We start from the raw sequence: 18,658 nt of genomic DNA, 5'->3' as shown, positions 1-18,658 counted from the left end.
CGTGTCCATGTCTCCGTGCGCAACCTCGACAGTCCACGCAGCATGGCTAGTAGCGTGCAGAATCGGGAGAGAGACGCTTAAGTAAGATGGACGCAAGCGGGTCAACAGCCATAAAGAGCTGAAATTACTGACGGCGCAAGGCCCATTGGGTGCATGTGCCATTGCAATGAACTCCATTTTGATTTGAGAAAAAAATGGTGGAAGTTCGTTTAGAAGTCGGCGCTTTCGTGCAGACTAGTCAGCCTCCCTCTTCAGCCTGGGGAGTAGGCAAATTTCTCGGCGCGGAGGCGGGTCGTGGCCGGGTGCAATATTTTGACGCCCCGGGCGCGGAAATGCCGCAAGTCATCGAATGTGCGCTGAGCCGGATCAAGCCTGTCGCGCTACCAGAACAGACCCGGGTATATAGGCGGCATGGTTCTGGCCGCTGGCAGGCGGGAAGGGTACTGGACGGCGATGGCAACACGCTTTTCGTTCAGTTCCCCAACGGGGAAGCGATCAATGTCGATGCGGCAGACTTGCAGGTCAGGTGGAACCGTCCGCTGCGCGACCCACTTCCTTTGCTCATCAGCGAGGCTACTGAAACGCCGTTTCTTGCCGACGCCCGGAGTGCCTTCGTACGGCAAACTGCACTGCAGTACGCGGCGGCCTCGGGCATCACGGCGGCGCTATCGGCGAACATCGAACTAGTCGACTACCAGTTCGAAGTCGTGCGCCGGGTGCTGACCGACCCGGTGCAGCGCTATCTGCTGGCCGACGAAGTGGGACTGGGCAAGACCATCGAGGCGGGCGTCGTTATCCGGCAGTACTTCCTGGATCTGCCGCACAGCGCGAAAGCCATCGTGCTGGCACCCGCCGCGCTCGTGCCCCAGTGGCGTGAAGAGCTATCGGCCCGATTCGGTCTGGGCGATGAGTTTGGCGACTTTCTTCATGTCATTTGCAGCGATGACCTAACCTCACTGAGGGAGACATTGCCGGACACAGGCATGCTCGTCATCGATGAAGCACACCATCTTTCCGGCCTCGAGAGCGAAAGCCAGAGTGATCTTTACCGCTTGCTGCAGGCCCATGCGCAACGGATTCCCCGCCTCCTCCTGCTTTCCGCGACACCGGTACTTTCCGATCCGGAGGGCTTCTTGCGCGTTCTGCACCTGCTTGATCCCGTTAATTTTCCGCTGGATGATCTTGCTGGCTTCCAGCGCCGAATTACAACTCGCCAGGTCGTAGCGGAGGTGGTCGCCGCCCTGCAGCCGGAAAACCTGTGGGGCTTGCCGGCCGACCTGGATCGGCTGAAGGAAGCCTATGGGGACGACCGCATCCTGATGGAAAAGGTCGAGGCCCTGCGCGTCATCATTGATACGTTCCCCGACGAGGAGGACGAGCGCTACACGACAGCGCTTGCCGGCCTGAAGACGCATCTCATCGAATCGTACCGCCTGCACCGTAGGCTTGTGCGCAATCGCCGTGCGGCGGTGCAATGGGCGACGCCAAGGCGTGCCGGCCTGAAACGCGTGTCATTCCATGGCGAAGGCACGGAGCGATGGCACCGCCGGATCGAAGAGCTCCGCCATCGCCTTGTCAATCTGGAGGCGTTGACGGATTCGCTGCGGTCCGCGTTGCTGGAGTGTGCGGTGAATCCACGCCAGCACACCGGCTTTCTCGCGCAACTCGAACAGTTCGACGTGCGGGATGAGGAGGCGCGCGGCATTGCGACGGCCCTCGACGCCAGTGCGGCGCGGATGCGCGAGGGGCAGTCGCGCTTCGACGCACTGGCAGTCCTGGTCAGGCAGACGCTGGAAGCACCCGGCGCCCAGGTCGTCGTGTTCTGCAGTCAGCGCGAGGATGCCGACCGGGCTGCTGCCCACCTGCAGCGGTTGTTCGGCGAACAGGTGGTTCGGCACGAAGTGCATATTGATTTCGACAACGCGGACGATGCCGATACGCCGATGCCATGGCGGCAGTTTCTCACGGCCCCTCAGAATGTTCGCGTGCTGGTTTGCGATGCCAGGGCCGAGGAGGGTGTCAACCTGCACGGTGGCAGGAAGATCGCCATTCACTTCGACATGCCCGCGTCGCCTAACCGGTGCGAGCAACGTTTAGGTCGTCTCGACCGCTTCGGTTCGGGCGATCCTATCGTTTCCCACGCCCTGCTGGACGAAGCCAACCCAGACGAGACGGCCTGGATCGAAGCGCTCGATACCGGGTGGCGGGTATTCGATCGTTCCGTAGCAAGCCTGCAATATCTGATCGAATCTGCGTCACAGAAGCTTGCCGAGGATTGGTTTGCGGAGGGAACGCAGGCAATCCGAGACCATCTCGTGTGGCTTGCCGGTCCCGAGGGGCGGGTGCAACGAGAGTTGCGGCAGATCGACCAGCAAGACGCGTTAGACGCCTTGAGTGAGCCGGAATCGGTAGCCTTCGATGACGTGAGTGAGCAGGATGAGGCGTGGCGCGACTGGCAGACGGCTTTCACTGATTTTGCCATCGGCTTGCTGGGATTTCGGATGCAGCAAGAAACACAATTGCCCGTCATCGGGGAACAGGCTTTCAGGATCGGTTACGTGCCGCCAGGCAATGCTCGCGGGACGCTCATTCCGTTACGCGGCTACCTCCGCGAGTTTCTTCAGAGTGTCGATCTAACAGCCCATGGCAGCACTTCGCAGTCGCCGCTTACCTATCGCTACGTCTTCCGGCGACAGAATGCGCTGACTCCTCCTGCACGTGCGCAGGGCGTCCGGGTCTTGCGCATTGGCGATCCGTTCGTCACCGCACTCGAGCAGTTTGCTATGCAGGACGACCGCGGACGCGCTTTCGCGATGTGGCGCGCCGACCGTAACTACGAGGTAAAAGATCCGAGCGGGGCAGATCTCCATTTCCGCTTCGACTTTGTCATCAGACCGGCGCTCGGCGTGCTCGGCCAGGACGACGACCCCACCGGCACCAATACCATGGCCCAAAGCGCGCTCCTGCGCCAGTCGCAGGCGTACTTTCCTCCTCTGTTCGTGCGCATATGGGTCGACGGAGCGGGGGCGGTAATTGCCGAACCGGCTGACTTGCTTACCGCGCCATATCAGAAGATTTGGAACGACGGCCGGCGCGACTTCAACCTGAATCCGAAGCGGTGGCGCGAGTTGCCCGCTGGCGTCCACTCGACCTGGATGCGAAACTGGGACACCATCTGCAACGAAGCACGCAGCCACGCGGAAGCAGAGGCACTGCAATCCGCGGCCTGCCAGCAGCACATCGCACGTGCCCTCAATGCGGTGGAACAGGAATTCGCCACGCGGCGGGCGCAGGCGGAGTCGCGCTTTGCGCGCTTGGACGAGGCGCAGAAGCAGTTGGCGCGCGAAGACATGTCGACCGACGATGCACTCCACACTGCCATACGCGATGCGCTCGTCCGGCCGTCACTTGAGCTCGATGTCGCAGGTGCTTTGTTCTTAGCCGCTGAAGGCCTCTCCGAGTCATGAGTGGTGCTTCGTTTGGCGACGCGGCGCTCCGTGAATGTCTCGCGAAATGGTCGTCTGCTCCGCGCCTGCTGGAAGCGCGCGGCGCGAGTCCGTTGCTGGAACGCCTGCGGCAGGTGTTGTTGGGTTATGCTGCAACACAGCCGCCGCGGTCGCATCTTGCACTGGTATCGCTGATCCGGCAGTGGATGTTGTTGCAATCCCGAATGGGCGGAGGCGACTGGCTCGCCATACCGACGAGACCGGGCTGGCCTGACAGTCAGACATGGGAGGGCGCGGGCTTTCGCGTGGCGGCATTCGCGAGCCATCTCGATATCCAGGCGACGAAACCACGCTTGGCATGGCTGAGCGGCCAACGCGACCTGTTCGATGATGCTTTCGATCACATCCAGGCGCTGGATCAGCAAGCGATGCCGGCCGAACCGTTTATCGCCGACTTGCTTGGCTTGGCATCCTTCAAGGGCGCGGGCCAGCGCGAGGCGGTCCGCAGCCTGATCCATATGCCATCGGACACGACGCTTATCGCGGCGCTACCGACGGGCAACGGCAAATCCCTGCTCGCGCAACTGCCCCCGCTGCTGAACGGTCAGGGCCGTCTCGTTCTGGCGATCGTTCCAACGGTAGCGCTGGCCATCGATCAGGGCAATCGCATGGCTGAGCTCATTTCGCAACGGGAGCCGGCTTGGCAGGCGCATGCGCTGGCCTTTCACGGCGATCTCACGTCCGATGAGCGCGCCGAGGTCTTCCGGCGAGTGCGCAACGGCACGCAGCGTGTGATCTTTGCTTCTCCGGAAGCGGCCACCGGCTCGCTTCGCACGCTGCTGGAGGATTGCGCGAAGGAAGGCGGACTGACCCATGTCGTCATCGACGAAGCGCACCTCGTCGCCACCTGGGGAAGCGGGTTCCGACCGGCCTTCCAGTTGCTGCCTGCCTTGATCGCGCGGTTGCGCATGTTGACACCGCATGTGATTCGTGTCGCGTTGGCCTCCGCCACCATCACCCCGCATACGCTGGAGGTGTTGCAGCGGCAGTTCGGGCCTGCAGAGAAGACCACGCTGATCTCGGGCGTCTATCTGCGACCGGAACCGCGCTATGCATCCCACTTTTGCCACACGCCCGCGCAGAAGCAGCAGTGCGTCGTCGACGCCCTGAAAGCCGCGCCCCGGCCATTCATCCTTTATGTCACTAGGCCGGCGGAAGCGGAAGAGTGGCTGCGCTTGCTGCGCGAAGAGGGATTCGAGCGGATAGCGTCGTTCACCGGCGAGACGCCGGCTTATGCCCGCAAGGCGCTGCTCGATCAATGGAAAGATAACAAGCTTGACGGGATGATCGCCACGTCGGCATTTGGGCTCGGTGTGGACAAGAGTGATGTGCGCACCATCGTCCATGCAACGCTGCCAGAGTCTCTCGACCGCTTCTACCAGGAAGTGGGACGCAGTGGCCGAGATGGCGTCGCGTCGGCAAGCTTATTGCTCTATGCGACTGAAGACATCAGGCAGGCGATGCGAATGGCGGGCGCGAATTACATAAGTAACGTGCTCGGATATGAGCGCTGGACGACCATGATCGACCAGCCGGTCGTCCAGGGCGCGGGGACCGGCGAAGTCTGGATAGATCTGCACAGCCTGCGGCCGCAACTCAGGATTCGCGGTAAGTCGAATCTTCTCTGGAATCTGCGCACGCTCACCCTGATGGCGTCGGCAGGACTGATCGAAGTGACAGCGCTCAGCGCCACGCGACCGGACGCCTTCGGAAAAATCGAGGGCGACCTGAAGGAATCCGACACGGCTATCGCCTATGCGGCAGTTCGTATCCCGAACGCCGATCATAGAGTGCCGTCGGTTTTCGCGGCGATGATGCACGAGGCCCGGGCGAAAGCCAGGCGCGCGAGCCATCAGGCGTTTCAACTGATGCTGGCGATCGCACGCAATGAATGTCCCGTCGACGAGGCGCTCAGCACGCTCTACCGGTTGGCCATGCCCAATGCGTGGGGGCCGGTTCGCGCTTATTGTGGGGGCTGCCATTCGCATTGGGGCACACGGCCGACCGGTACCACCAAGGTCACGCCATTCGTGGGCCGCTTACCCCGCTTTGCGGTTCGACCGCTATCCGACACGGTGCTGCGTGCGCTGCCTCGAACCCTTCCGAATCTGTCGTTCGTCGTGGTGGATGATATCTGCAAGTTGTTGCAGGCGCCTGGGCCTGGACTGCTGGATGCGCTGGCAAGCCGCTTGCGGCCGCACACCATTGCAATAGCGCACGGGACCCCGCCAGAACTGGTGCATGCGTTGCGAACGCGCCTGCGGCGCGTGCAAACCGACGCCTTTATCGACACCTTCAGCGAGGCTGCGCCCGATGACTTGGCCGGAGGGAAGGACGAGGTCAGGCTCATCGTCTGGTCGGCTGAAACGGTACCGCAAGACTTGCATACTGTGTTGCAAGCGTCGGAATGCGCCATGACCGTGATGATCATTCCCCGCACGGCAAGGGACCCCCAGCGCCCTGACCGAGCGTGGCCTAGCGTCCTGGCGCACACCGATGAAGAATCCGTCCTTCAAGCCCTGAGAACATGAGCCTTTTGAACATCACCAACGACGGCTTGCCCAACGTCCTGGTGCAGTTGCATGCAATGGTGCTGCGGGCCAGCAAGCCTATTCCGATCGATGAATTGCTCGACACCGTGGCACCCCCGCAGGTCGTGCAGGACGACGGCACACAGGCGCGTCAGACTCTCAACCGATGGACGCAACTCGGCCTCTTTCAGGAGAGCGGCGGCGCGGTAACGGTGAACGAGCGACCGTCCGTATCCTTGAGCAGCCCGCAGGTGTTGCTGGCATTTACGCGCCGGACCGCCTGTGCACGGGTGCTCGCCTCGGAAAACAATCCGGACTTCTGGGCGCTGGAAGGCGCCATGGCAGCCGACTTGACTCGCGGCCTTGCCTGGATGCTTGCTCAGAATATTTATTGCACGCCGTTCGGCGACTTTGAAGCGCTGGAGTCACGACAATTGCTCGATGAAAATCAGTGGCTGCTGCGCAACAGCACGCGGCGCACAGGCTTGCGGTACTGGGCGCGTTTTCTCGGATTCAGCCATGAGCCCTTTGCGGACATCGATCCGACGGTGGCGGTGCGCGATGTCTTGCCCAGCGTCCTGGAGGAAGGCGAAGACATCGACGCCGTTGGGTTCGTCGACCGTTTGGCCGGAAAACTGCCGGTTATAGACAATGGGCGCTGGCAGCGCGAAATGCGCGCCGCCCTCGATCCCAACGCGCTGACCCCATTGCGATCGGGGCAGTTGTCCACTGCCTTGTCACGCGCGTTGCTCAATCTGCGGGAATCCGGCGAATTGCAGTTGCTGCGCCGGTCGGACGCGAACACTTCCGTTGCGCTGACGGGCCAGCAAGGCCTTCGCAACGACCTTGAATTCAGTTGGATCGAAAGACCCCGGGCGGGAGTGCGCTGATGACCAAATTGATCGACTACTGGCCGTCTGCCGCGCATGTGGACGAGTGTCTGCGAACGGAAGCCGAGACCGCCGACCAGGCGCTGCTGCTGGCCGTACATGTGCCGGTGACACTGAAGCGGCGCGCAGCCCAGGCAGGCGTCGAGCGCGATGCGACCGAAAGCGATTTGCTGGAAGCATTGCTGCGCCCGGCCGACGATGGCAGCGCGGTGGTTGTGGCCGTAACTGGCGCTTCCGGCGTTGGCAAGTCGCACATGGTCCGCTGGCTTGGCGCGCAACTGGATCGTCATCCACGACGCTCTGGCATGGTTGTGGTGTCGATTCCCAAGACGGCGAGTCTTCGTCGCGTGGTGGAATTGATTCTCGAGCCGCTCGGGGGCTCGGAATACGAGGCATTCCGACAAGGCCTTGGCCGGGTTGTCGACACGCTGGAGCCGCAAATGGCGGCCGAACTGCTGGCCACTGCGCTGGCCGAGGAGCTCGAGCGGCTTGCGAAAAGGCTGGCACAGGAAGCTCAGGCAGCCCGAAGCATGGCACTCGGACCTCGCATTGACGCTACCCGCAAGCTCCGGGTGCTCATGCGTGATCCAAAGATTCGGGATCTGTGGTTCAGGAGCGTGCTATCGCGCATCCTCGGTGCCAGCCTTGGCGGAACGGCCGATTCGGTGCAACGGCAATTTCAAGCAGCCGACTTCACAGCGCCGGACGCCGCGGCCGGATTGGAATTGGTTAACGAGACGCAGCAGGCACTGCGATTTCTGGCAAGCAACAACGGCGTCAACCTGACGCTTGCCGCAGAGGTGCTGCAGGAAGTGCTGGACCCCGCCTTGCGGACCATTTTCCGCTTTAGCGATGCATTGCAGCAGCGGACTATCCAGGAAGTCGTTAGCGACATCCGGAAGCAATTGCTTGCCGACGGCAAGGAGTTAGTGCTACTGATCGAGGACCTGGCGGCGCTATCTGGAATCCAGCAACCTTTGCTCGATATCATGATCGCCGAAAGCGATGAGCATGGTGTGGCTGTGCGCGCCCCAATTCGCACCGCCGTGGCGGTCACCGACGGCTTCCTCGCGGGGCGGCAGACGGTACTCACGCGCGCTCGCGAGCAGTGGGTGGTGCCGAGCGAGGGGATCAGCGAGGCCACCATTGCGAGACTGCTGGTCGAATTGACGGGCCGCTACCTCAACGCTGCCCGCTGGGGTGTTGAAAAACTGCGCGCGGACTTCAGGGGCGCTAGCCTCGATCTCCTGAATCTCTATTCCTGGGTGCCGAAGTACGAACCGCTACTCGACGCGGCGTCGTCGGACACGCTTCGCGCATTTGGCGAAAGCGCTGCGGGCTACAGCCTGTTTCCGTTCAACGCGGCGGCAGTCCGCTCTCTCGCCGCGGGTGTGTTGAAGATCGGCAACGCATGGACGTTCAATCCGCGGGCATTTATTAATGAGGTGCTCAGACAAACGCTGCTGCAGCGCTTTGCTTTCGAGGAGGGGAACTTCCCGCCCGCCGACTTCCGAAATCCGGCACTGCTGAACGAAGTTGTCGTGTCGCTGCAGTATCAAGGCATGGCGCCGGAGCAGGCGGGCAGAGTGAAGTCCGCGTTGTTTCATTGGGGTGGTAATCCGCAATCGCTAGCCATGGCGCCACAGGTGCCTCGAGCCGTGTTCGATGCATTTTCCGTGCGCTGGCCATTTGAGGCGGACAGGGACATGCCGGCGCAGGCAAAGCCGGACGCCCTATTGGCGAATGCGGGCGCGTCGACTTCCGTCGATCCCAGGCATGCGCAAGACGCCAATGATGTAGAGGGTCGCGCCGTTGTAAATCCCACTCCCCTCGCGCAACCCGTCAGCGCTTACGCGCAGGCCATCGAAACCTGGACGCACGACACGCGCCTGCCTAATGACTTCGCGCGGCGGACACGAGCATTGCTGGTGGCGGCACTGTCACAGCGCTTTGTCGCGGACGACTGGTGCCTGCACGGCCAGAAAGTGAACCCTGCCTGGTTCTGGATGCCGCCCGCTATCAGCGCGAGCAACCCCACGCTCGAACCCATGATCCGCATCTCGCCGCCAAACACCCCAATTTCACCTCGGGTCATCGTTGGCCTGAAAGCGCTGGACCGGTGGGACAGCAACAACAAATCGTGGAACTACCCCAACGCGGAAAACGATTACGCGGCGGCCAGTGCACTGCTCGGCGACCTCGAAGAGCAGATGCTCGACCTGATGCTGGGCGAGGCAGTGCGGGATACGAGCATTGCGGCGCTGGCCCTGCATCGCCAGAATCTTCTGTTGGGCATCACCAATCGGCCAGAGAATCCTGCCCTTGAGGATCTGCTGTCGCCTCCCCCTGAAGAAGCGAGTGTTGCTGAGGATAGCCTGCGAAGCGTCGGCCGCAGCGCGATCGTGTTGCGCCGGGGCGCGGTACTCGCCCGCCCGGAACTTCAGGCGCGACTCAGGAATTACCTCGCCTGCTTTCAGGGAAGCACCGGGAGCAAGATCATGGCGCTCGATGCCGAGCGCCTGCGACAGGCTATGACGCTCGAGGTGCCGCAAAAGTGGGCGTTCGCCCTCGGCGGGGTTGAGACTGAGGGCTTGCGCGAAGTGCTCGAGCGGCTGAGTCCGGAAGGCTTCGAGCGATTATTGTCAGATATCCGTGCGGCTGTAGACCATTATCTGCCGGCGGTGGAGGAAGCATTCGGCGACGATCATGCTCGCGGCGCCTGGAAGGCGGAAATGCTGGCCGTCATTGACCGCGCCGGTCAGGAGTCGGTCTTTCCTGTCGAGGTTGCCGCACGCAAGGAGATAACCGAGATCGTCGTCCGCCTCTCGGCAAGCACGGACGACAAGACGATTCGGCGCCTCGGCCGCATGACCGCGGCGGAGGAGAGCACAGAAGCCCATCGCCAGCTGCTGGCATTGTCCGCCGTGCCGTTGCCACAGCTAATCGCGTTGCACAAGGACGTTACTCTCTTGCAGAGCTTCCTTGCTGCGCTCGATAAACGCATTGGCATGCAGACCGGATCGCTTGACGACCAGGCCGCGATCCAGGCGCACGAGGCGCTGGTGGACAATTTGCAATGGGAGGAATGATGCCAACGTTGCTAGAACAAGCACGGCGGGCGCAGGCTGGTATTGAAAAGGTAGCACGCGCGAATCAGTTGCGTCACCAGTTGGCCGTGATCCAGGAGCGAAGCGTCGAGTGGGCAACACGCAAGGGGCAGCATGCGCAACTGCGGATGAAGGCGGGCTATCTTCCTCTCAATGAAGCCACTTCGGCGCAATTGGCGAATGCCGACGAGCCAGTCCGGGCACTGTGTGCCGAGGCGCGGCAACGCCTGCAGGCAAATGGGAATGTCCAGGTATTGGCCGAGGATGAACTTTGGGTGCAGTTGCTGGCAAAGGCGGAGAGTGCGAACAAGGTCCGCGAAGAAGCGATCCGCGGAGCTTGGCGCCTGTTCATCCAGGAATTGGGCGAGGTTGAACCCGCAAACACCGTCGCATCGCGCATTCCCGCCACGCCCGCCAACGAAGGGGTACTGGCGCGCTATCGCGAACTCCATGCGCGTTACACAACGCTAAGGAACACCTCCACGCCTGCCGACGAGGCTTCCGTGGACCAGTTAGGGGCGTGCGTAGAGCAATTACGCGAGATCCATGCGACGCTGACGCCGGCGCCGGTCGCCGTACAGAAGTTTTTCAAGGCGATCGAAGCCGGCGGCGCGACGCTGGATCTCATGACGGAAGAGGTCCTGACGTGGCTGAAGAGCCATGACGACTGGGGCAGATTCGTCGTCAGGCTGCGTGCGGGGAACGCATGGCGCTAACACCGGATCTTTTGCTTGCCGAACGGGGCCTAGACAAACTCGAGCAGATCGAGGCTCGCGCGCTGGTGTGGGGCTTGGTCGACAATGCCCTCGATACTAGGGAAGTCGAGGAGGCATTGCGTCGCGTGCTCGACCATCCGCACAACGAGGCCGTGCGCCGGGACCCGGCATGCAGCATTGTCACCGCGCGCGGATTGCGCGAGCAGATGGTGAGCCTCGGCATGTTGTTCGACGTGCCTGGTCCCACTCCGGATGGCACGTACTGGCGCACCCGGATGGCGGAGGGGGTGCGACTGATCGCCCGGTTGCGCCAGATGTTCCCGCAACACGCTGGCGATACCCGCTGGGCCTCGGCGCCCACGCTGGTGGCGGACTACCGTTTCTTGCGGCGCGCCAGGCGGTACCCGAAGCGCAACCTGGATCGGCACGCCGTGATGGCCGCGCTTAGCGATAGCGTGATGGCTCCTGAACTGCTGGCCGCCGTATTGCACTGGCTGCAGCAAATGCCAGCGGGCACTGGAATGTCGCGCTTCCAGGTCGACGCGGCCGCGCGCATCCTTGGCGGCTTAACGAGCAACTCGCGGTCGGGCACTCTTGTGTCTGCAGGAACCGGAAGCGGAAAGACGCTGGCTTTTTACCTGCCGGCGCTGGCGTGGCTGGCGCAGAGCAGGCTTGTCGAGCCGAAAAGCGGGGCGGTGCGCGTTCTGGCACTGTATCCGCGCAATGAATTGCTCAAAGACCAGTTGGCCGAGGTCTACGATCAATGTCGGAAGTTCGATGACTGGATCGGCGCGCGGGGCGGTTCGCCGCTGCGCGTTGGCGTGCTTTACGGCGAGACGCCCCGGAAATTACAGAGTGTGGCCAAGCAAAAGGGATGGCGACTCGCCAAAGGCGGGGCAATCTGTCCGTTCTTCCGGTGCCCGACGTCCGGTTGCGGCGCGGAAATGGCGGTGTCGGCATCTGACGCGAGGAACGGGGTTGAGCGTCTTGTTTGCCAGCGTTGCGGACACAGCGTGCGGGAGGACCGGTTGGCGTTCACGCGCGAGGCCATGTCGGAGAGCCCGCCTGACATCCTCTTCACCTCCGTGGAGACACTCAATCGCCATCTTTGCAATCCGGAAATGCGCCACCTGTTTGGCGTTGGGCCGAATGCCACCGAGGCGCCCGGTCTAGTCCTAATGGACGAGGTGCACCTCTATGCCGGCGCTTACGGCGCACAGGTGGCCTACTTGATGCGGCGATGGTGGTCTGCAAGCGGTAGGCGCTCGAGTTTCGTCGGCCTGTCGGCAACAATTGCTGAAGGCAGGCGCTTCTTCGCCGGTCTGACCGGATTGAATGAGACGGTCGTACAGGAAATCAAGCCTCAAGAGGGTGATATCACCGACGAGGGTGCGGAGTATCTGCTTGCCTTGCGCGGCGACCCCGTTTCGCAGGCGGCGTTGTTGTCCACGACCATCCAGACACTGATGTTGGGTGGGCGGTTGCTTGATCCGCGCCAGAAATTTGACAAAAACACTCGGCCCTTCTTCGGTTGGCGGGCGTTTGCCTTTACCGACCAATTGGACGCCGCCAATCGCCTTTACCGCAATCTGCAGGATGCGGAAGGCAGAAATCAATATGGCTCGCCAGATATGCGCAAGCACCCCGACGGTGGTCTTGCGCGGCTTCGCAATCGCGTCGATCCAGCGGGGAGGCGCTATCACGCGGGGCAGGATTGGCGGGTGGCGCGGGACATCGGGCACGACCTCAGTGCGCGACTGGAGATCGGCAGGACCACCGCTTACGATTCTGGCGTGAGCCAGAACAGCGAAGTGGTTGTCGCCACGGCGGCGCTGGAAGTGGGTTTCGACGATCCTGCGGTGGGCGTGGTCGTGCAGCACAAGGCGCCACGCGACATCGCGTCGTTCCTGCAGCGCAAGGGGCGCGCAGGACGCACGCGGCATATGCGGCCGTGGACGATCGTCGTCCTGACGGACTATGGCCGTGACCGACTCGCTTATCAGACCTACGACCGACTCTTCGATCCGGAACTGCCGCCGCGCCAGTTGCCGCTGGCAAATCGCTATGTCCAGCGCATGCAATCCGTCTATGCCTTGCTCGACGAACTGGGCGATCTGACCCAGAGGGACGCCACGAATAAGGGGTTCGGGAGTGCCGTATGGCGGGACCTGGGTGGGCCACTTGACGCCAGTCGGCTTCAGTCATGGCCGGCTGGCAAGGTGGCGGAACTGAAGCAATTCGTGGCAAGCGGTAACTTGGACGCCCTTGCCGCTGCCTGGCCACAACTACGCGCCAAGGCGCTGCAACTCGTACCTTCACCCAACGCGAGTGTGCATTGGGCAGGTTCCAACTGGCTGGAAGGGCATCTGCGGCAGCGACGTCTCGTTGCATTGCTCGCCCGGATGCTCGCCGATTCGACTGCAACGGAGAGCCTCGCGCAATCGCTGTGCAAGCGACTGGCGATCGACCGCGAGGAAATGGATGTGCTTTTGTGGAATCAGCCGCGTCCTCTGCTGCTAGGCGCCGTTCCCACTGCCCTGCGACGACTGTCATCAAACTGGCGCGCGCATGGTGAATCGTGCCGCGACTATCACTCCGGCCACCCGCTACCGGAGTATGTTCCGGCCAGCTTGTTCGACGATCTCAGCCTGCCGGAAATGCGTCTCGAACTGCCTGACGTTGCGGAACCGGAGTATCTGCCGGTGCAGCAAGGGCTGGGTGAGTTCGCGCCCGGCAAGGTTTCGCGCCGCTTCGATCGTGCACATTGGCTTGGTGTGCCACCGCAGACGTTGATAGGCTACCTTGACGACGGCCGGCCGATCCTAGAGCGGGGTGCGGAGGTTTTCCAATGGTATGAAGCTGAGGCCGAGCGGATGTTCCACCGGTTGGAGGACGGCAAGATCGTGGCCTGTCGGGCGTTCCGACCAGTCGCCGCCAAGTTGCAATTGCTCCCTTTCCGGCAACCGCAGGTGCCAGAGATGAGCGACTTGTCCAATGCGCAACTGACCTGGAGTTCGCACTTGGAGGCCCCGCAGGATGGAGCGGTATTTGTTCCGCCAGCGCACATCGGGATCAGCCGCTTGATCAAGTCGGTGGTCGCGCATACCCATGCAGGCCAGTCGGCAGCCCTGGTCCGGCGCTATGCCGTAGCCTCGAGAGCGGAAATGCGCATGAGGTGGCAAGGGGCCTCGCACCACCTGACGGTGAACCTGCAATTCCAGCACGACGGCCAGCCTTGCGGCATCGGTTTCGAGATCGATGCCGACGCGCTTGTGATCGTTCTGGACCTGCCTTCCGAAGTCCAGCGTACGATCGACTGGTCGAGTGCCGGGCGCGTGCGCGCAGCTCTGGGCGGCGCGCTACAACTGGGAGGCTCAGCATTGCCCGGCTTTCGTCGAGACGGTGCCTAATCCCTTCCTGCGCGGATGGATCGCACAGATCTTTCAAATTGCAGCCATCTTCGTCGCCAGGAAGACCAACGTGCCATTGTCAGCGGCGTTAGACGCGGTTGCCACCGGTGCACAAATGGATGTCCTCCTCAGTGTGCTGGCCACCGTTTTTCAGTTGCCTGAGGTCGAGGCTGGCGAGGACGGGCCAGATCGGCTACGTCAGGCGCTGGATGCTTCGCTGCGGGACGACAACGTCCGCCAAGCTGTCCGCGAAGCGGCCCGCGTGCTGGTCGATCCCATCGATGGGGAATGGGATGCTTGGCTTGTTCAAACGCTCTGCACGACGCTGGGCGCGGCGTTCTTAGATGCCATCCAGCAGGCGTGTCCGGAAGTTGATCCCGATGGCCTCATCGTCGACATTGATCCCGGTGTTCGTCTGAATGGCACCCTCCCCGACCGAGCCGAGATCTGGATCTCCGAGACCAGTCCGGGCGGCAACGGCATGATCGAGCAAGTCGTCGAATTGCTCGCCGCGCGTCCTGACTGCCTTTACCGGCACGTCGAAGCCGCGCTCGATGTCAGCGATGTCGAACGTACCAATGCGCAGTTGAAGCAACTGGTGAGTTGGATCAGCGGCGATGCACCCGATGCAGAACTTGTCGAGGCGGTCAACCGCGTGCGGAACTCCACCAGCCCGACGAGGGCCCAGGTAGAGTTCGCCAAACTGCGCGCGGAACTGGTCCGACGCGGGCAGGCAATGTTCCATGGCTACTCCGTGGCCGTGAGCTTGCGGCTGCTGCGGCCCAACAGTCCGGAAGAGATCGACAGTCTGATCGCCCGCGTTCATGCTGAATGGCTAGCGCTCGAGACACAACTTGGCGTTGAGATCGATGTGCGGGTGGTATGCGGCATCTTCAGTGATGACGCTCGTCTGGATGTTGCATTCGAGAAGATGGGCATGCGACTGCCGGACACTGGCCGCGCGAGTTGGCGCTTCGGCGTCTTGATGGGATTGCTGTGGCCGCAAGGGCACGCTCTACGCGCGGTCGGACTGGCCGTGTCCAACCGGTTCACGCCGATGGTTTCCACCGAGCGCCTGCTGCTCGAACAGTGGCTCACCAAGCGCAAGGCCCCCCTCGATCCGTCCTTGCCCGGATGGGAAGATATCGCGCGCGAGCAACTCGCCACCGAATCGCAGACGGTAGTGGCTGTCGAAACGCCGCAGGCCGGGAGATTGGTGCCAGTCATTATCCGTACGCTCACGGTGGAACCCATACATTTCGACTACCTAAACGTCTTTGCAACGCTGTCTGCAGTCAAGCGCAGGGAAGACGTCATCGAGTTGCACTTTTCGATTCCAGAATCTGCATGAGTACGTTCCGCAGCATCTTCAAGTCGGCGACGTCTGCACCGGAGGCGGCGCGGGAAGCGCTTGCAGCAGTACTCGCGCAAGAGTTGCTGGCGCCTAGTGATACGGTTCACCTGCTGGCGCCTTGGATCAGCAACATCGTCATTTTCGACAACTCCGTGGGCAGCTTCGATGGGATCAATCCCGAATGGGGTCGCCGCGAGATTCGGCTGATCGATGTGCTAGTGGCCATTGCGGCAAACGATACCGCCCTGGACATTCGCGTTCGCTTGGAAAGTCATAACAAGTCGTTTCACAGCCGCCTGTTCAATGCTTTGTCCGACGCCGGTCTCGAGGACAAATGCACCTGGCACGAAAGCGAGACGCTTCATACCAAGAGCCTCTTGACCGACCATGTGCTGATATCGGGGTCCATGAACTTCACCGAGCGTGGCATTTCGCTCAATGAAGAAGTCATCACGATCGATTTCGATCCGCAACATGTGGCCCAAGCCAAGATGGAGTTCCTTGATCATGGCATCTGAGATTGAAGCGGTGCATGCCACGGCGGCGGCAGAATGCCTGAAGGCGTTCTTCGCGCCGCCAAACCGGTTCGCCCATCCCGTTGCACCGCAATGTGAGACCAGCACGGCAAGCCTGCCGGACGGCGAAGACGTTCCCGCCGATTTGGTAGACGCCATCCGGCGTTGCCTGAAGGGCGCTGACAATCTACCCGTGCTACTTCCCTTCCGAGCCAACGAAGCGGCCAGCATCACATGGTATGCCTGCGCGCGTGACAAGGCCGGGGAGCGCGATTTGCGTGCCGACCTGCGCGCATTCATCGGGCCCACCTATGCCGATTTTGACCTGGATGCCGATGCGAAGACCGTCGCTGACGCGATTCTCGCGCGACATGATTTCCTAGCCGTTCCGTTTATCGCTTCCAGGCCCGCCTACGAGGCGAAAGTTTCCGGACAATGGGGAGCCTACTGGGCGTTGCTGCAGCGTCGGCCCGTTCGCCGCACGCTGGAACTTCGGACATTTGCGCAGCGTCGCGCAGCGCTCGATCGGGCACTTCTTGCGAAAAAGGAGGCCGACGTGCGGGCGGCCTACGCGGCCCTGCGCGAGCACCACGGCCTCAGCGCGGAGAACCGGGCATTCCTCGACATTCGCATCGCGGCTGCCTTCGGCAGATGGAACGAGATCCTAGCGCATCCGACTTTCCCGCACTTGCTGAAGCTCCGCTTGCCACCGGAGACGTTCGGCGACATCTGGGAAGCTCTCTATGAGGTACACATTCGTCCACTCGAGCAGCAGAGTGATGCGCAGTGCATGATCGTGGAGTTCGACCGGGAGGTACGCCCCGGCACCGCACATCTGCTGCGCACCCTTGGCCGCTCACGCCGGCCGGCGGCGCTCAAGTCGTTTTTGCTACACGAACTGTCGCGGAAGCAACCGTCAGCGGACCTGTGCAAACAATGGCTTTCAGAACTTGGCGACGACCCCTTCGGGCCTGCAACCGCTTCGGTCCAAGAGCGCATTGCGGCGCTAACTCCTCTACATGGGCTCGAAGCCGCTCGGGAAAGCATGGAATTCGAGCGCTATGAAGAGGCCTACGATTTGCTGTGGCAATTGCCCGACAGCATGGAAGTCCTGGCCGCGCTGCTACGGTGTGCAAAAGAGATCGACGATTCCGTTCGGGCACACGACGTCATCGGCCGCGTGCAAGCGGGCAATGCTGCGTTTCAGGATGCCATTCAGGAAAAGCGGCCGCGACTGCTGGCGGATGTCCTTAGTCTGGCGGGGCGCCGGCCGGCCGCTAATCTGGCATCGCAGCTTCGCACCGAACCGGACAACGAGGCCGCAGTAAAAGACATCGTCGAATACTGGCGGGAGCTGGCGAGTACCGATGCCTCTGCCCATCTGGACGACGCGATGGCGCAGAACCTGGTGCAGAGCATGGAGGATGAAGCGCTTAGCAATGCCAGCACCTTTGATGCCCTCCTGCCAATCTGGTTTGGATGGCTTGTCGAGCGCACTGTGCCCCAAGTGCGCTTCATCCCGCTGTATCGCTGCCTGATCGAAGCGATGCAGGTTCGCGACCGCTTCCCTGACAGCGAGTTGGAGCTCATCAAGCGGGCGGCACTTCACCTCGTCATGGCGGGCCCAACGCCGGAGCAATACGAGGCGCTGATGCAGAGGTTGGCGGACATCTTTATCCAAGTGCGCTCCCCGTATTCCATGGGATGGGCGCTCGATCTGATGGATTGCCTGATGATCGCCCCCGCCCGAAGCGAAGACGCGCGTCTGCGCCTGATGATGGGCGTCCTTGTGGCAGGACAGGAGTTCAGGGCACGCATGGCGCCCACGCAGAAGGCACTATTGCTGCTGCTTGCCAATGAGGTGTCGTTCGCCATGGCCCCGGATGCAGACGGGATGGCCACACTTGACGCGGTGTGCGAGGTTGGCGAGGGAACGCGTGTCATGCTGTATAGCCTCGACAGCCAAGCGACACAGCGGGCGGCAAACGTGCTGAAAACGCTGGTGCCTCGGTTGAACGTTACGACGAATAGCGATACAGAATGCACTCAGCGGTTGCGCCAGCACGCAAGTCACGCAAAATATGTCGTCTTCGTTTCCAGTGTCGCAACCCATCAAGCCTTCTACTGCATCAAGAGTGCCATTCGCGATGAAGATGCACTTCGGCAGGTGCCGGGAACCGGTACGACGAGAATCGTGGAAACTGTTCTGAACGCGATTCAGCCGGTGCGGTAGTTAGACGAGGTGCAGCGTGCAGGTGTCGCCGCTTGCCGGGCGGCTGACACTGATACGAACGATCTGGGGCAGCGACTCCCGTAGGCGCTTGCCGATGAAGCTGCACAGATTCTCGAGAGTGGCGGGGCCCAGATCATCGACTTCATCGAGGAAGCGGTGATCGAGGACGTCGCGGATGCGCTCGATCTCGCGCCTGAGTACGCCAAGGTCCACGATCATGCCGGTCCCCCCGGCGGGCACGCCGCTCACTGTCACCTCCGCATGATAGGTGTGCCCGTGGATGCGCCGACTGCCCTCGGCATCGATGTCGCGATGCAAGGTGTGGGCCGCTTCAAAGTAGAACTTCTGACTGATCTCGTATCGCATCGGCGTGATTGAGTTGTAGGTGAGCCGGCA

At 62.0% G+C, this 18,658-nt stretch carries 10 protein-coding genes; 9 read left to right on the top strand and 1 reads right to left on the bottom strand.

What is annotated here, in order from left to right:
- Window positions 1–194: 194 nt before the first annotated feature.
- Genes dpdE through dpdD form a run of 9 tightly spaced genes read left to right on the top strand, consistent with a single transcriptional unit; the run spans window position 195 to window position 18,262 of the window.
- Window positions 195–3,467, top strand: a complete 3,273-nt coding sequence (gene dpdE / locus AC1Z3O_RS18090; protein ID WP_483517070.1) for a protein DpdE — start codon at window positions 195–197, stop codon at window positions 3,465–3,467.
- Window positions 3,464–6,037, top strand: coding sequence for a protein DpdF (dpdF, locus tag AC1Z3O_RS18085; protein ID WP_483517069.1), 2,574 nt, complete (start codon window positions 3,464–3,466; stop codon window positions 6,035–6,037). The genes dpdE and dpdF overlap by 4 nt, the downstream gene beginning before the upstream one ends.
- Entirely contained in the window at window positions 6,034–6,927 is an 894-nt protein-coding gene (dpdG, locus tag AC1Z3O_RS18080) for a protein DpdG (RefSeq protein WP_483517068.1), read from the top strand. The genes dpdF and dpdG overlap by 4 nt, the downstream gene beginning before the upstream one ends.
- Window positions 6,927–10,016: a protein DpdH gene (gene dpdH, locus AC1Z3O_RS18075; RefSeq protein ID WP_483517067.1), complete on the top strand. Its 3,090-nt coding sequence runs from the start codon at window positions 6,927–6,929 to the stop codon at window positions 10,014–10,016. The genes dpdG and dpdH overlap by 1 nt, the downstream gene beginning before the upstream one ends.
- Window positions 10,013–10,750 (top strand): hypothetical protein, encoded by a 738-nt coding sequence (locus AC1Z3O_RS18070; RefSeq protein WP_483517066.1) that lies wholly within the window; start codon window positions 10,013–10,015, stop codon window positions 10,748–10,750. The genes dpdH and AC1Z3O_RS18070 overlap by 4 nt, the downstream gene beginning before the upstream one ends.
- A complete protein-coding gene (gene dpdJ / locus AC1Z3O_RS18065; RefSeq protein WP_483517065.1) occupies window positions 10,741–14,160 on the top strand; it encodes a protein DpdJ in 3,420 nt (1,139 codons plus the stop codon). Before AC1Z3O_RS18070 ends, dpdJ begins: the two co-directional genes overlap by 10 nt.
- The gene (locus AC1Z3O_RS18060) at window positions 14,153–15,511 is read left to right on the top strand and encodes a hypothetical protein (protein ID WP_483517064.1); all 1,359 of its coding nucleotides are present in this window, start codon (window positions 14,153–14,155) and stop codon (window positions 15,509–15,511) included. The genes dpdJ and AC1Z3O_RS18060 overlap by 8 nt, the downstream gene beginning before the upstream one ends.
- Window positions 15,508–16,032 carry a phospholipase D-like domain-containing protein DpdK gene (gene dpdK, locus AC1Z3O_RS18055; RefSeq protein ID WP_483517063.1) on the top strand — a complete coding sequence of 175 codons (525 nt, stop codon included), beginning with the start codon at window positions 15,508–15,510 and terminating at the stop codon, window positions 16,030–16,032. The genes AC1Z3O_RS18060 and dpdK overlap by 4 nt, the downstream gene beginning before the upstream one ends.
- On the top strand, window positions 16,022–18,262 hold the full coding sequence (gene dpdD, locus AC1Z3O_RS18050; RefSeq protein ID WP_483517062.1) for a protein DpdD: 2,241 nt from the start codon (window positions 16,022–16,024) through the stop codon (window positions 18,260–18,262). Before dpdK ends, dpdD begins: the two co-directional genes overlap by 11 nt.
- Here the strand turns inward: dpdD and AC1Z3O_RS18045 are convergent, their stop codons facing one another.
- Window positions 18,263–18,628 carry a 6-pyruvoyl trahydropterin synthase family protein gene (locus AC1Z3O_RS18045; RefSeq protein ID WP_483517061.1) on the bottom strand — a complete coding sequence of 122 codons (366 nt, stop codon included), beginning with the start codon at window positions 18,626–18,628 and terminating at the stop codon, window positions 18,263–18,265.
- Between the last annotated feature and the right edge of the window lie 30 nt (window positions 18,629–18,658).

It is taken from the genome of Cupriavidus sp. 09_S30 (assembly GCF_056930435.1).
This window is presented reverse-complemented; position numbering and strand designations above follow the sequence as displayed.

Bases quoted from the DNA above. Each gene is read 5' to 3' on its own strand.
- dpdK (WP_483517063.1), top strand. From the start codon at position 15,508: ATGAGTACGTTCCGCAGCATCTTCAAGTCGGCGACGTCTGCACCGGAG.
- dpdJ (WP_483517065.1), top strand. From the start codon at position 10,741: ATGGCGCTAACACCGGATCTTTTGCTTGCCGAACGGGGCCTAGACAAA.
- AC1Z3O_RS18045 (WP_483517061.1), bottom strand. From the start codon at position 18,628: ATGCGATACGAGATCAGTCAGAAGTTCTACTTTGAAGCGGCCCACACC.
- dpdH (WP_483517067.1), top strand. From the start codon at position 6,927: ATGACCAAATTGATCGACTACTGGCCGTCTGCCGCGCATGTGGACGAG.
- AC1Z3O_RS18070 (WP_483517066.1), top strand. From the start codon at position 10,013: ATGATGCCAACGTTGCTAGAACAAGCACGGCGGGCGCAGGCTGGTATT.
- dpdF (WP_483517069.1), top strand. From the start codon at position 3,464: ATGAGTGGTGCTTCGTTTGGCGACGCGGCGCTCCGTGAATGTCTCGCG.
- dpdD (WP_483517062.1), top strand. From the start codon at position 16,022: ATGGCATCTGAGATTGAAGCGGTGCATGCCACGGCGGCGGCAGAATGC.
- dpdG (WP_483517068.1), top strand. From the start codon at position 6,034: ATGAGCCTTTTGAACATCACCAACGACGGCTTGCCCAACGTCCTGGTG.
- dpdE (WP_483517070.1), top strand. From the start codon at position 195: ATGGTGGAAGTTCGTTTAGAAGTCGGCGCTTTCGTGCAGACTAGTCAG.